The 13,334-nt window shown below is 62.1% G+C and carries 17 protein-coding genes; 11 read left to right on the forward strand and 6 right to left on the reverse strand.

Annotated elements, in window-relative coordinates; translation table 11 throughout:
• Positions 1–28: 28 nt before the first annotated feature.
• From GM658_RS12865 to lexA, 3 genes are all read right to left on the reverse strand, one after another.
• Positions 29–1,054: an alpha/beta fold hydrolase gene (locus tag GM658_RS12865; protein ID WP_155454445.1), complete on the reverse strand. Its 1,026-nt coding sequence runs from the start codon at positions 1,052–1,054 to the stop codon at positions 29–31.
• A gap of 101 nt (positions 1,055–1,155) precedes the next feature.
• Positions 1,156–1,776, reverse strand: a complete 621-nt coding sequence (locus GM658_RS12870) for a glutathione S-transferase family protein (RefSeq protein ID WP_155454446.1) — start codon at positions 1,774–1,776, stop codon at positions 1,156–1,158.
• Entirely contained in the window at positions 1,776–2,465 is a 690-nt protein-coding gene (gene lexA / locus GM658_RS12875; RefSeq protein WP_155454447.1) for a transcriptional repressor LexA, read from the reverse strand. The genes GM658_RS12870 and lexA overlap by 1 nt, the downstream gene beginning before the upstream one ends.
• A gap of 130 nt (positions 2,466–2,595) precedes the next feature.
• Between lexA and GM658_RS12880 the strand changes: the two genes are divergently transcribed.
• Positions 2,596–3,039, forward strand: a complete 444-nt coding sequence (locus tag GM658_RS12880; protein WP_155454448.1) for a hypothetical protein — start codon at positions 2,596–2,598, stop codon at positions 3,037–3,039.
• Here the strand turns inward: GM658_RS12880 and GM658_RS12885 are convergent.
• A complete protein-coding gene (locus tag GM658_RS12885; RefSeq protein WP_155454449.1) occupies positions 3,013–4,080 on the reverse strand; it encodes a FliH/SctL family protein in 1,068 nt (355 codons plus the stop codon). The two genes, GM658_RS12880 and GM658_RS12885, sit on opposite strands and share 27 nt — an antisense overlap.
• A gap of 155 nt (positions 4,081–4,235) precedes the next feature.
• On the opposite strand from GM658_RS12885, the gene rpsF reads away from it, so the two are divergent.
• From rpsF to GM658_RS29660, 10 genes are all read left to right on the forward strand, one after another.
• Positions 4,236–4,616 carry a 30S ribosomal protein S6 gene (gene rpsF, locus GM658_RS12890; RefSeq protein WP_130311009.1) on the forward strand — a complete coding sequence of 127 codons (381 nt, stop codon included), beginning with the start codon at positions 4,236–4,238 and terminating at the stop codon, positions 4,614–4,616.
• Positions 4,617–4,652: 36 nt separating this feature from the next.
• Positions 4,653–4,928 (forward strand): primosomal replication protein N, encoded by a 276-nt coding sequence (gene priB, locus GM658_RS12895; protein WP_371865098.1) that lies wholly within the window; start codon positions 4,653–4,655, stop codon positions 4,926–4,928.
• Between the two features lie 32 nt (positions 4,929–4,960).
• Positions 4,961–5,251, forward strand: a complete 291-nt coding sequence (gene rpsR / locus GM658_RS12900) for a 30S ribosomal protein S18 (RefSeq protein WP_057259638.1) — start codon at positions 4,961–4,963, stop codon at positions 5,249–5,251.
• A gap of 34 nt (positions 5,252–5,285) precedes the next feature.
• Entirely contained in the window at positions 5,286–5,738 is a 453-nt protein-coding gene (gene rplI, locus GM658_RS12905) for a 50S ribosomal protein L9 (protein ID WP_155454451.1), read from the forward strand.
• 96 nt (positions 5,739–5,834) lie between these two features.
• Positions 5,835–7,226 (forward strand): replicative DNA helicase, encoded by a 1,392-nt coding sequence (locus GM658_RS12910; protein WP_155454546.1) that lies wholly within the window; start codon positions 5,835–5,837, stop codon positions 7,224–7,226.
• 66 nt (positions 7,227–7,292) lie between these two features.
• Positions 7,293–7,919, forward strand: coding sequence for a DUF47 domain-containing protein (locus GM658_RS12915; protein WP_155454452.1), 627 nt, complete (start codon positions 7,293–7,295; stop codon positions 7,917–7,919).
• Positions 7,920–8,930: an inorganic phosphate transporter gene (locus tag GM658_RS12920; protein ID WP_155454453.1), complete on the forward strand. Its 1,011-nt coding sequence runs from the start codon at positions 7,920–7,922 to the stop codon at positions 8,928–8,930.
• A 120-nt stretch (positions 8,931–9,050) separates the two neighbouring features.
• Positions 9,051–9,506, forward strand: coding sequence for a hypothetical protein (locus GM658_RS12925; protein ID WP_170298786.1), 456 nt, complete (start codon positions 9,051–9,053; stop codon positions 9,504–9,506).
• A gap of 69 nt (positions 9,507–9,575) precedes the next feature.
• On the forward strand, positions 9,576–10,136 hold the full coding sequence (locus GM658_RS12930; RefSeq protein ID WP_155454455.1) for a helix-turn-helix domain-containing protein: 561 nt from the start codon (positions 9,576–9,578) through the stop codon (positions 10,134–10,136).
• Positions 10,124–11,104: a GNAT family N-acetyltransferase gene (locus GM658_RS29660; protein ID WP_155454456.1), complete on the forward strand. Its 981-nt coding sequence runs from the start codon at positions 10,124–10,126 to the stop codon at positions 11,102–11,104. The genes GM658_RS12930 and GM658_RS29660 overlap by 13 nt, the downstream gene beginning before the upstream one ends.
• Here the strand turns inward: GM658_RS29660 and GM658_RS12940 are convergent.
• Together GM658_RS12940 and GM658_RS12945 are read right to left on the reverse strand one after the other, a co-directional pair.
• Positions 11,101–11,493, reverse strand: a complete 393-nt coding sequence (locus tag GM658_RS12940) for a VOC family protein (protein ID WP_170298787.1) — start codon at positions 11,491–11,493, stop codon at positions 11,101–11,103. The two genes, GM658_RS29660 and GM658_RS12940, sit on opposite strands and share 4 nt — an antisense overlap.
• Positions 11,490–13,307 carry a GspE/PulE family protein gene (locus GM658_RS12945; protein ID WP_371865100.1) on the reverse strand — a complete coding sequence of 606 codons (1,818 nt, stop codon included), beginning with the start codon at positions 13,305–13,307 and terminating at the stop codon, positions 11,490–11,492. Before GM658_RS12945 ends, GM658_RS12940 begins: the two co-directional genes overlap by 4 nt.
• Between the last annotated feature and the right edge of the window lie 27 nt (positions 13,308–13,334).

The raw sequence follows: 13,334 nt of genomic DNA on the forward strand, positions 1-13,334 counted from the left end.
ACCCCAAGGTGGGACACGGGCTCAGCCGTTAGCGCAGCGCTTTTTCCACCACGGCTTTCATGGCGGGCATGGCGCAGCGCAGTGCCCCGTGGCCGCAGTCGGTGTCGAGGATGGTGGCTTCTTCCTTGCGCAGCCTGGCGAAGGTGATGCTTGGCGCGGGATTGACCAGGTGGTCTTGCGCGGCATTGATTGGATAAACGTGTGCCTTGATGCGGGCTGCAGCGTCTTCTATCTTGCCGCCTTGGGCAATGTCGTGGCCGAGGATGGCGCGGATCTGCCAGAGGGAGTTGTTGGCGTCCGTGCCGTCTGGATCGGAGGCCATGCTCTCGCGGTAGAACTTCTCGAAGTCCTTTGGTGCGGTGCGTGCGCTGCGGTGTGCGGGACTGTCGAAGTTCATGGCGAACAGCAGGTTATACATCGGCAGGGGCGGATTCTTTGTGTATCGGCCGCCTGCATAGGCCGGCTCGTCGACCACGGACTTCTCGACGATGCGCAGGAACAGCATGTCGGAAGACGTCAGTCGCGGCGTGCCAGCAATCGGGATGGCGACGTCCATGAAGCCTGGGTAGCTTGCCGCCCACTGGAACGTCTGCATGCCGCCCATCGAGTAGCCCATGACGGCGTGCAGGTGGTTGATGCCCAGTTTTTCCGTCAGCAGCTTGTGCTGGCTTTCCACCATGTCGCGCACGGAAAATTGCGGGAAGGCAGTGCCGGGCTGGGTCTTGCTGTTGGAGGGGGAGCAGGAAACGCCGTTGCCCAGCGCATCGACGACGATCACATACCATGGCGCGGGATCGAACAAGGCGCCGCTTTGCAGCATGCCGATGGCGTCGCGGCTGGTGCCGGTGTGCCAGGTGGTGAACAGGATGGCGTTGGACTTGTCCGCATTCAGGGCGCCGATGGTGCGGTAGCCGATCGCGCAGTCGTTGATGGTGGCTTTGCTCTCAAGCTGCAGGTCGCCCATTTTGGCGAATTGCTGCTGCGGTGCGGCGCCGTAGGCGATGGACGCAATTGCGAGCGCACACAGGGTGGCGCTGAAACGGCGGGCAAACATGTCTCCTCCTTCTCTTTTTGTTGATGCAAGAAGGATAACTCTTGCTGCGGCTTCTTGGCACGCCGGTGCGACGGGCTGCAGGAATCTGCGGCCAGGACGGCTTAGAAAGGCACTACGCCGGCCATTTTGTAGGGATGGCGCCAGCCGGGGAGGGCACGAATCCGCTCCAGCCAGGCACCCACGTGCGCCGGGTAGCCGACCTGGGCTTGCTCGGGCCAGAACATATAGCCGCAAGTTGAGAAGTCGGCGACGGTGGGCGCATCGCCAAGCAGGAAGCTGCGGCCGTCGGACAGCTCCTCGTTCAGGCGGGCGATATCGGCATCGAAGCGGGTGCGCATCCAATCGAGCACGCCGGGCGGGTAAGCTTGCCGGTCGAAGCGCTGGCCGAAGCGCAGATGGGGCAGGGAGGTGCCAATGCGGTTGGCTTCCCAGAACAGCCATTCGCGGCAGCGCGCCAAGCGTTCGGCTGTTTCGCCGCCGAAGGCTTTTGTGTGCTGTGCAAGGAATAGCAGGATAGCGTTGGATTGCACGTAGGGTTGCCCATCGTGCACCAGCAGCGGGACTTCGCCGTATCTGGCGAGACTGCGAAAAGGTTCGGGACGCGCCGCGCGGTCGAGGCGCAAATCGACTTCTTCGTATTCGTATGGCAGCGCCGCCACTTCCAGCATCAGCCGCACCTTGAAGGCGTGGCCCGATTCGGCGCTGCCGTACAGCTTGAACATCAGTGCCAGGTCCGCATCAGGCCGACTGCCAGTCCTTCCAGGGCGAAGTCGTCTTCCGGGTTGACGGTGATGATGTTGAAGTCCGGGTTTTCCGGCAGGAGTTCGATCTTGCTGCCGGTCTTGCGGTAGGTCTTGACCGTGACGTCGTTGCCGATGCGGGCTACCACCACCTGGCCGTTACGGGCGCTGTCGGTCTTTTTCACCGCCAGCAGGTCGCCGTCCATGATGCCGATGTCGCGCATCGATTCGCCGCGCACTTTCAGCAGGAAGTCAGGCTTGGCAGAGAACAGGTTGGGGTCGACGCTGTAGGTCGTTTCCAGGTTTTCCTGTGCCAGGATGGGCGAGCCGGCGGCCACACGGCCGATCAGGGGCAGGCTGACCAGTAAGCCTGCAGGGACGGCTGGCATGTCGTCGAATTCGACTTTGGCGCGCGGAGCTGGACTTGGTTTTGCGGTGCCGGTTGCCGGGCCGCCGAAGTTGCCGGTCAGGCGGATGCCGCGCGAAGTGCCGGCGGTGATTTCAATTGCGCCTTTGCGCTGCAGCGCCTTCAAGTGTTCTTCCGCTGCGTTGGCGGATTTGAAGCCGAGCTCTGCGGCGATTTCTGCGCGGGTCGGTGGAAAACCCGTGTTTTCAATTGCATCCTTGATCAGGTCGAGGATCTGTTCTTGTCGTGCTGTGAGCTTGATCATGGCGCCATGGTGGACTGTGATTATAGACAGTCTGTATTTTTGTACAGTATGAAAGGAATTGCAAGCAAATTTGTTGCATCGACAGAAAATATTCGGCTTAATGTTGATTCGATAACCATTGGAGGTGCGGATGGGACGGCTTGCTTTCTTGCTGGCGGCGGGGATTTCGCTTTTCGGTGCATTGATCCATTTTGCGGCGCCGCTGCTGGGGCCGGAGTGGTACGCCTTCCTCCAGGCCCCGCCCGGAGTGGTGGCGTCCGCCCGTGCAGGGACTTGGTTCGCGCCAGCCGGCGCGGCAGTCATCGGCGCGCTGATGTTCGTCTGCTGTCTGTATGCGCTGGCAGGTGCAGGCCGTTTGCACTGGCTGCCGTTTGCGCAAATGGCGCAGGGCACCATCGCTGCGGTTTGCCTGCTGCGGGGATTGCTGGTTGTGCCTTACCTTTATAAGTTCCCAGAGCGCATGTGGACGTTTGACGTCATTGCTTCGCTTATCTGGGTCGCGGCTGGCATTGCTTTCATGGTTGGAATCATGATTGCTTCTGTATCGTCAGATACGCAAGCCAGCAGCGTTTAAAGCATTTTTGAGCGAGTCCGCATCAAACAAGGCGACAGCCAGCTGGTCGAGTTGCGCCGGATCCGCGCGCGCCAGGGCTTTCATTGCGCGGCCGGGTAGCCTGCCATACCGCGCTTCCAGCTGAAGCATGAGCGTGCGACGCTGACCCTGCATTGCGCCGAGCGCTTCTCCTTCAGCCCTGCCTTCAGTCCGGCCCTCAGCCAAGCCCTCCGCCAAGCCTTTAGCCAAGCCTTTAGCCAAGCCCTTCGCCAAGCCCTCAGCCCGACCTTCATCCTCGGCCCGCTTTTTGCAGCGTCGCAAAATTAGTTCGGGAATAATGTAATTGAGGCTGTTTTTGTCCTCTTTCTCATGCTCCAGGATAAATTCTTCGATATCCATGATTAACCTCCTTCGCCAAGCCATTGGGAGCGGCAGCATCCAGTCTAAGACCTTTTGCAGTTCGATTAGTTCCTGGCCTGTGATGTGATTTTCGTGAAGCGACCACAACAAGCGGCGCTTCGTACGGTAGCGCACTTCGGGATGGCGGCGGGTAGCCAAGGCGATCACATGGCAAGCCAGTGCCAAGGTTGCCGGCTCCCTTGCATCGAGCAGCGTCTCCAGCCTGTCGCGGAAGTCCAGCAATTTGGCGATTGGGAAGCGGAAGGTGGTGCCGCAACCGTAAAGCAATTGCGAGGTGGAGTTCGGGCGCCAGGTAGGACTCGGATCGCCAAGGATTGCCAGGCTGAAGACCTGCATGCCGAAACGATCGCGCAGCCGGGCATGGTAAAGCTCCATGCGTTCTGCGAAGCACGCTTGCCGGGTACATTGGATTTCAATGTGAATGCAGGCCTGCTGCCCGCTTTTAAGTGACACGATGGCAACAAAATCAGGTTCACGTTCACCCGTCCGGCTGTCGGCTGCCAAGGGCGGCAGGTTCTTGTCGGGAATGCAATATCGGAGCGCCCAGTCGATCAAGGCGTAAATTTCCGGGAAAAGGTTCGCCAGCACAGCAGGCAGGCTGCGCAGCAGCAAGAGCTTCCAGGCGAGGTCAGGACGGTCCATGGCCCAGCATGCCAGGCCCAGGGCAGGGCGTTTTGCGCGGCGTCAGTAAACCTTGAGCCGGGCGGCAAAGTCTGCTATGCTTGCGGGCTTACCTCTTCCCACACCCGTCTTGACGCCGGGGTGGGCTATATTCACAGTCCTTAAGGGAGTTATTAATGCGTCACTACGAAATCGTATTTATCGTCCATCCGGACCAGAGCGAGCAAGTGCCCGCGATGATCGAACGTTACAAGACCAGCGTGACCTCGCGCGGCGGTAACGTGCACCGTGTTGAAGATTGGGGCCGCCGTCAAATGGCTTACTCGATCCAGAAACTGGCCAAGGCACACTACATCTGCATGAACATCGAGTGCGACAACGAAACTCTGGTCGAACTGGAAACTGCGTTCAAATTCAATGATGCCGTGCTGCGTCACCTGACCGTCAAGATGAAGAAAGCGGAAACCGCTCCTTCCCCGATGATGAAGTCGGTCCAGCGTGAAGACGCGGCCAAGAGCCATCGCGCCGAAGCCCCAGCAGCGCCTGCAGCGGCCTAATTCCTGACAGGAGACGGTCTGTACAACCAGCTCCGGGTGACCGCCCTGATCGCCGAACGGGATGAAATTCGTTACACCCCGGCCGGCCTGCCGATTGTGAATGCAAGCTTGCAGCACAGTTCGCAGCAGACAGAGGCAGGCATTGCCCGACTGACCGAGTTTGAGATCCCTGCCGTTGCGGCAGGCGAGTTGTCAAAACGATTCAGTCAGGCGCCCCTTGGAGGCTTGTACGAGTTCACCGGCTTCCTGGCCAAGAAGAACCGCAATAGCAGAACCCTGGTGTTTCACATCATTGATTTTCGTGCTGTTTAAGACAGCGCAATTTTTAAATACAGGAGCCTAAAATGGCATTCGGTAAAAAGTTCGACAAAAACAAGCTCAAGCTGAAAGAAAAGCGCAAGCAACAAAACCCACTGTTCAAGCGCAAGAAGTTCTGCCGCTTCACCGCCGCTGGCGTTGAGCAAGTGGACTACAAAGACGTAGACACCCTGAAAGATTTCATCCAGGAAAACGGCAAGATCATGCCAGCACGCCTGACCGGTACCAAAGCGCACTACCAGCGCCAAGTCGACACCGCGATCAAGCGCGCCCGCTACCTGGCCCTGCTGCCATACACCGATCTGCACCACGCTTAATTAGCGATCAGATCAGAGATCCTGGAGAAATATTATGCAAATCATCCTGCTGGAAAAAGTTGTTAACGTCGGCAACCTGGGCGACGTGGTGAAAGTGAAAGACGGCTACGCCCGTAACTTCCTGATCCCTCAGAAACTGGCTCGCCGCGCTACCGCCGCTGCCGTTGCTGAATTCGAAGCCAAGCGCGCTGAACTGGAAAAAGCTGCTGCCGCCAAGCTGGCTGCTGCTCAAGCCCAAGGCGAAAAGCTGGCCGGCATGACCGTGACCGTATCCCAGAAAGCCGGCGTTGACGGCCGTCTGTTCGGTTCCGTGACCAACTTCGACATCGCTGAAGCCCTGTCGAAAGCTGGCTTCGCAGTGGAAAAAGCTGCTGTGCGCCTGCCAACCGGTCCTCTGAAGACCACCGGCGAGTTCCCAGTGGCCGTTGCCCTGCACACCGACGTGGTAGTGGAAGTCACCGTTGCCGTCGTAGGCGAAGCTGCTTAATCAGCGTCGTATCTACATCAAAAAAGCCGGGTTCGCCCGGCTTTTTTTATTTTCCGGCGATATTCCCGGCTTGCCGAAGCAGGTATAATGCGCGCCATGAACGCCGCACCCCAGTCCGACCCACAAGTCGATTCTCTCCGCATCCCGCCGCACTCGATCGAGGCAGAGCAATCTGTCATCGGTGGTTTGTTGCGTGACAACGCGGCGTGGGACCGTATTGCGGACTTCATGAATGCGGAAGACTTCTACCGCTACGACCACCGCATCATCTTCGAGCAGATGATCCGCCTGATTAACTCGGGCAAGCCGGCCGACGTGGTGACTGTGTTCGAAGCCCTGAGCATGCTGGGCAAGGCGGACGAGGTGGGCGGCATGGCCTACCTGAACGCCATGGCGCAGAACACGCCGTCGGCGGCCAATATCCGCCGTTATGCGGAAATCGTGCGTGACCGCGGCGTGCTGCGCAAGCTGATCACCGTGGCCGACGAAGTGTCCGGCAACGCCTTCAGCCCGCAAGGCAAGGATGTCAAGCAGATCCTGGACGAGGCGGAAGCGAAGATCTTCGCCATCGCCGAAGCGGGTTCGCGCGGCGCCGCCGGCTGGCTGCCGGTGCAGCCGCTGCTGACCCAGGTGGTGGAGCGTATCGACGAACTGTATTCGCGCGATTCCGGCTCCGAAATCACCGGCGTGCCGACCGGCTGGACCGACCTGGATAAGATGACATCGGGCCTGCAGCCGGGCGACATGGTGGTCGTGGCCGGCCGTCCGTCGATGGGCAAGACCGCCTTCTCGATGAACATCGCCGAAAACGTGGCGGTGGAGGCCGGCCTGCCGGTCGCCGTGTTCTCGATGGAGATGGGCGGCGTGCAGCTGGCCATGCGTATGCTTGGTTCTGTCGGCCTGCTGGACCAGCACCGCCTGCGTACCGGCAAACTGATCGACGAGGATTGGCCGCGCCTGACGCACGCCATCCAGAAAATGAATGAAGCCCAGGTCTACATCGACGAGACCCCGGCACTGAACCCGATCGAGATGCGCGCCCGTGCGCGCCGCCTGGCCCGCCAATGCGGGAAACTGGGCCTGATCGTGGTCGACTACCTGCAGCTGATGCAGGGCAGCCAGCCGGGCGACAACCGCTCGGCCGAGATTTCCGAGATCTCGCGTTCCCTCAAGGGCCTGGCCAAGGAGCTGCATTGCCCCGTCATTGCACTCTCCCAGCTGAACCGATCGCTGGAACAACGTCCCAATAAACGTCCCGTCATGTCCGACCTGCGCGAATCCGGCGCTATCGAGCAGGACGCGGACGTGATCATTTTCCTGTATCGCGACGAAGTCTATAACCCCGACTCGCCGGATAAAGGTACCGCCGAGATCATTATCGGCAAGCAGCGTAACGGTCCGATCGGCGCGGTGCGCCTGACCTGGATCGGTGCGTACACCAAGTTTGGCAATTACACCGGTAACCTGTCGATCTACCAAGGCGACTGATTACCAGGCAAGCCACGCTGGGTGGCTATGCTGCAGTACCAACGAATCAACCAACGGAGAACAAAAATGTTTGGACGCTTGATGCCCTCGGAGGGCAAATTCTTTGACATGTTTAACCAGCACGCGGAACTGTGCGTGAAGGGCGCCAAAGAGATGCTGGGCCTGATGGCTAACTTCGACGACCTCGAAAACCGCGTACACGCCATCGAAAGCATCGAAAAGCAGGCTGACAAGATCACCTACCAGGCGGTCGACCTGCTGCACAAGACCTTCATCACCCCGCTGGACCGCGACGACATCCACAAGCTGATCACCAAGATGGACGACATCCTGGACCTGATGGAAGACGGCGCCCAGACCGTGTCGCTGTACGACCTGCACTCCGTGACCCCGGAAACCAAGCGCCTGGCCGAACTGGTGCTGGCTTGCTGCGAGAAGGTCAAGGAAGCCGTGGCCCTGCTGTCGAACATGAACAACGCCTCCAAGATCGTCGGCATCTGCGAAGAGATCGACCGCCTGGAATCGGACGCCGACCACGTGATGCGCGCCGCCATGTCCAAGCTGTTCCGCGACGAACCGGACGTGCGCAACCTGATCAAGATGAAGGCAATCTACGAGATCCTGGAAACCGTGACCGACCGTTGCGAAGACGTGGCCAACATCATCGAAGGCATCATCGTCGAGAACGCATAAATGAACACCATTCAAATCAGCATTTACGTCGTCGGCATGCTGGTGCTGATGGCGCTTGCCTTCGACTTCATGAACGGCTTCCACGATGCGGCCAACGCGATCGCCACCGTGGTGTCGACTGGCGTGCTCAAGCCGCAGACGGCAGTGGCCATGGCGGCGGTGTTCAACTTTGTCGCCATCTGGGTGGTCGGCCTGAAGGTTGCCGCCGTAGTGGGCAAGGGCACGATCGATATGCACATTGTCGACCATTACGTGGTGTTCGGCGCGCTCTCCGGCGCAATCCTGTGGAACATCATCACCTGGTACTACGGCATTCCGTCTTCGTCCTCGCACGCCCTGATCGGCGGCCTGGTGGGCGCGGCCGTGGCCAAGGGCGGCACCAGCACCCTGAATAGCGACGGCCTGCTCAAGACCGTGGAATGGATCGTGATCTCGCCTCTGATGGGCTTCTTCCTCGGCTCCCTGATCATGCTGATCGTGTCGTGGGTGTTCGTGAAATCGACCCCGCGCAAGGTGGACGGCTGGTTCCGCCGCCTGCAGCTGGTATCGGCTGCGGGCTACTCGCTGTCGCATGGCGGCAACGACGCGCAAAAGACCATCGGCATCATCTGGCTGCTGCTGATTGCCAGCGGTCACGTGGCGGCAGGCGACAAATCGCCGCCGTTCTGGGTCGTGCTGTCCTGCTATACCGCGATTTCCTTCGGCACCCTGTTCGGCGGCTGGCGCATCGTCAAGACCATGGGCCAGAAGATCACCAAGCTGAAGCCTGTAGGCGGCTTTTGCGCCGAGACCGGCGGCGCCATCACGGTGCTGATCGCGTCCGGGCTGGGCGTGCCCGTGTCGACCACCCACACCATCACCGGCGCGATCGTCGGCGTGGGTTCGTCGCAGAAGATGTCGGCGGTGCGCTGGGGCGTGGCCGGCAACATCGTCTGGGCCTGGATCTTCACCATTCCGGCGTCGGCGTTCATCGCTGCGATCGGCTGGTGGGTTGGCACCAAGATCATGTGATGTTGTAAATGACGTCAAGAAGGGAGGCTGCGGCCTCCCTTTTTTTCGCCTGGGATTTTTGGGATGATGCATGTCGACGGAAATCCGGGTTGCCATCGGCGACCCAATACCACCGCTGCAATGGCCGCACAGCTGTCCGCGCTGCGGCAAGAAAGACCGCTTGCAGGGCGCCGCCAGCCGGCTTGGCCGGGTGAAATCGATGCGGCCGAACCTGGGCGGCGGCATGACAGTGACGAGCGACATCCTGCACTTGAGCGTACCGTTTTTTGCGAGCAGCATGCGGCGGGCAATCACCTGGCTAATTTCCTGCTGCGCAACGGGCCGCTGGCCCTGGTGCTGTGGGCGCGCAAGACCATCAATATCTGGCCCAAGGCCTTTGATCCGGACCTGGACGTAGTGGTGGTCCGCTTTGCCAATGAAGACTACGCCACCAAGTTCCGCCTGATGAACCGCGAAGCGACCAGCCTTCGCAATACGGAGCAGGCGCCGTGGCTGGCGCGCGCCTCGACCCGGAAAATGATCATCGTCGTGCTGGCGCTGGTATTGCTGGGCTGGCGGGTGCTGGGCTCCAATTGAACACTGCGGCTCTCCGGGGCCGCATTTTTCTTGTTGTGTGCATCTCATATTTGAGATATTGTCTCTAATATGGGAAATTCATTTGAAGACCGGCTGGTCCGGCGGCTGGCGGCGCTGCGTGAAGAGCGTGCCCTAGCGCTGGAAGAACTGGCCACGCAGAGCGGCATCAGCCGCGCCACCTTGTCGCGGCTGGAGCGCGGCGAAACCAGTCCGACCGCGGAGATGCTGGGCAAGCTGTGCGCAGTGTACGGCTTGCCGATGTCGCGCCTGATCGCGGAGGTCGAGGTGCAGCCGGCGCAGCTGCTGCGCCATGCCGAACAGGCCGAATGGCAGGACGCCCACAGCGGATTCCGGCGCCGCATGGTGTCGCCGCCGGCGCGCAGTTTCCAGGCCGAGCTGGTGGAAGGGCACCTGCCGGCCGGCGCCGTGATCGACTACCCGCAGCCGCCGGTGCGCGGCATGGAGCAGCACATCTGGATGCTGAGCGGGATTCTGGACTACACGCTCGATGGCGTGACGCACCGCCTGCATAAAGGCGATTGCCTGCGCTTCCATTTGTATGGCGCGACGCGCTTTTCCTGCCCCGGCCCGCACGGGGCCCATTACCTGGTGACGATATGCCAGCCATAAGCGAACTCGATGCGGCCGGGCTGCTGGCCGGCGCCGATCAACTGGCGGAAGTGTTGCGCGCCTGCGTGCTGGCCGGCGCCAGTGTCGGCTTCGAGCTGCCATTCCCGCACGAGGAGGCGCGCGCCTTCTGGCTTGGCCTGCACGCTGCGGTGGAGCGTGGCGAGCGTCGCTTGTTCGTGGTGCGCGGCGCCGATGGCCGCATCGACGGCACCCTGCAACTGGTGCCGGCGGGGATGCCGAATGGCCGCCATCGCGCGGAACTGTCCAAGATGCTGGTGCATCCGCGTGCGCGGCGCCGGGGCATGGCGCAGGCGCTGGTGCGGCATGCCGAAGTACTTGCGCGCTCGCTTGGGCGCACGCTGATTGTGCTCGATACCTGCACTGGCGAACCGGCCGAGGGCATGTACGTCAAGCTTGGCTATGCGCGCTGCGGCGAGATTCCGCAGTACGCCACCATGCCGGACGGCCGCCTGGGCGCGAGCACTTTCATGTACAAGCTGCTGCCGCAGGTGGCGGCAGCGGATCCGGAGGCGCCCGATTCGGTGGCGCTGCTCGCAGAACTGGACGAGACGCTGCAGTCAATCACCGGCGACAGCGGGCGTACCCAGTTCGCCGCCAGCGATGTACGCGGCGATGGCGGGCGGTTTGCCTTGGCGCGCGATGCGCAAGGCCGGGCATTGGGATGCGGCGCTCTGCGACCAATGGGAGAGCCGGGCATGAAGAGCGCGGACGTCGCGGAGATCAAGCGCATGTATGCGCGCCCTGGGACCAAGGGCATCGGCAGCGCGTTACTGGCATGGCTCGAAGCGGAGGCGCGCCGCATCGGCTACCGCGCGCTGCGGCTGGAAACGCGGCTGGTGAACGCGCGCGCCGTGCAGTTCTATCTTGCGCACGGCTACCGGCGTATCGAGAACTTCGGCCGCTACGCCGGTAATCCGGCCGCGGCCTGTTTCGAGAAAACGCTTTAAGCGGGATCGTGGCAGCAGACGCCGAACTTGTTGCCGTCCGGGTCTCGGAAGTAAGCGCCATAGTAGTTGGCGTGATATTGGGGGCGCAGGCCGGGCGCACCTTCGCAGCAGCCGCCGTTCGCCAGCGCTGCCGCATGCGCCGCATCAACCGCCGCACGGGAAGTCGCCAGCAGGGCGGTCATCGGTCCGTTGCCGGGGGCGGCTGGCGCGCCGTTGTAGGGCCGGCCGATGATGAACAGCGGACGGCCACCGCCAGCGGGCTGCCATGCGGCCCAGGGCTTGCTGTCGTCACGGAAGCGCTGTGCATGGCCCAGCGCAGCCATCACGGCTGCATGGAAGCGGTACGCGGCGGCGAAGTCGTTGACGCCGATGAATAGGTGGGAAATCACAGTGCCCCCCTTACAGCTTTCACGTCGGTCAGGCCGGCCAGGATTTTTTCGATGCCGTCCATTTTCAAAGTCCGCAAGCCTTCCGCCAGCGCAGCGTTGCGCAGCTGCGGCGCAGTGGCGCGTTCGCGCACCAGCTGGCGCGTATGCTCTCCGGGCACGAGAAGTTCGTGCAGCCCGATGCGGCCTTTATAGCCCTTGCTGCATGCGCTGCAGCCTACCGGCCGATACAGCGTGAAGCCGCCGCGCGCGTCGCCATGGCGCTCGCGCCAGCCGTTGACGATGCGCACTTTGGCGGCACGCGGATCGGCGCGCCAGGCGTCGGTCTTCTGCAATTCCTCGCTGTATTCGGCCAGCAGCAATTCCAGTTCCGCCTCACCCGGCTGGTAAGCCAGCTTGCAGTGCTCGCACAGGCGCTTGGCCAGGCGTAGGGCCAGCACGCCGAGCAGGGCGTCGGCCATGGCAAAGCGTTCGCTGCCCATTTCATGCAGGCGGCTGATGGTGTCGGTGCTGCTGGCTGTCGGCAGGCAACCCAGGACCATGCGGCCGTTCAGCGCTGCTTCGATGGCCAGGGCCGCAGTTTCGCTGTCGCGCATATCGCCAATCGCCACCTGGTCGGGATCGGCGTGCAGCACAGCGCGCAGGGCGGCTGCAAAGTCGGTACCGGTTTCGCGCTGCACCGGCACCTGGCGCGCTGCGGGCTGCAGGATCTCCACCGGCTCTTCGATGGTCCAGACCTTGGCGTCGGGTCGCTCCAGCTGCAGCAGCAGCGAGTGCAGGGCGGTGGTGCGTCCCGAACCGGCCGGGCCGCACAGCAGGAACAGGCCATGCGTGGTGTCGATGGCGGCGCGCAGCTGGTCTTGTGCGGCGGGCGCCATGCCCAGGCGTTCCAGTGGCATCGGCGCGCCGCTGCTTAACAGGTGCAGCACCACGTCTTCCATGCCGCCGGCGGAAGGAATGAATGTGGCACGCAGTTCCACATCCAGCTGGCTGAATTCGCGGAATAGCAGCTTGCCTTCGACTGGGTGGCCAGCCGCCACGGTGGGCAGGCCGCACATGGCTTTCAGGCGCGCCACCAGGGCGCCGTGCAGGTCCAGCGCAGCCTCGGCATAGGGCAGCAGGGCGCCATCGCGGCGCAGGCGCAGAACCGATATCCCGCGCGCAGTGTGCGGTTCAATATGGATGTCGGAGGCATCGAGGCGGCACGCCTCGGTAATGATCTTGTCGGCCAGCGCAGCGGCGGCATCGGCGTCGGCAGCACTGTGGACGCGGGCAGGTTTCGCGCCGCCGGTGGCGGCGAAGCGTGGCGACTGGCGGGCGGCCAGCGCAACGGCCAGTGTTTCGCACAAGGCTTGCAGGCATTCGCGCTGCAGTGCGCTGAAGCGCTCTCCGCTGCGCGGGTTCAGCAGCTGGATGACGCCGAGCAGGTCCTTGCCCTGCGCGTCGACGATGGGGGCGGCCAGCACCTGCCGCGTGCGATAGCCAGTGCGCTGGTCCGGGCCACGCTGGAATTGCAGTTCGGGCGAGATGTCGCGCAGTTGCGCCTCGTCATAGACGTCGCCGATGTCCAGCACTTGCTGGGTCAAGGCCACGTAGCCGGGGATGCTGCCCGGCGTGACGGCGACCCGCGTTTCGCGCGCGACCAGGTAATCCTTCTCCTGGTCCATCACGAACAGCAGGCAGCGGTCGCAGTCGAACAGGTGGCACAGGTCGGCCGGCACGCTCGCCATCAGCCCATCAAGACCGCGTGCGGCATGCACGCGGGTGCTGATTTCCTGCAATTTGCGGTACAACTGCAATGGTTCCGTATCACTCACAGCACTACCCTTTTCTTGTCGTTTTCC

The sequence above is a fragment of the Massilia eburnea genome (assembly GCF_009720745.1).
Taxonomy (GTDB): domain Bacteria; phylum Pseudomonadota; class Gammaproteobacteria; order Burkholderiales; family Burkholderiaceae_D; genus Rugamonas; species Rugamonas eburnea.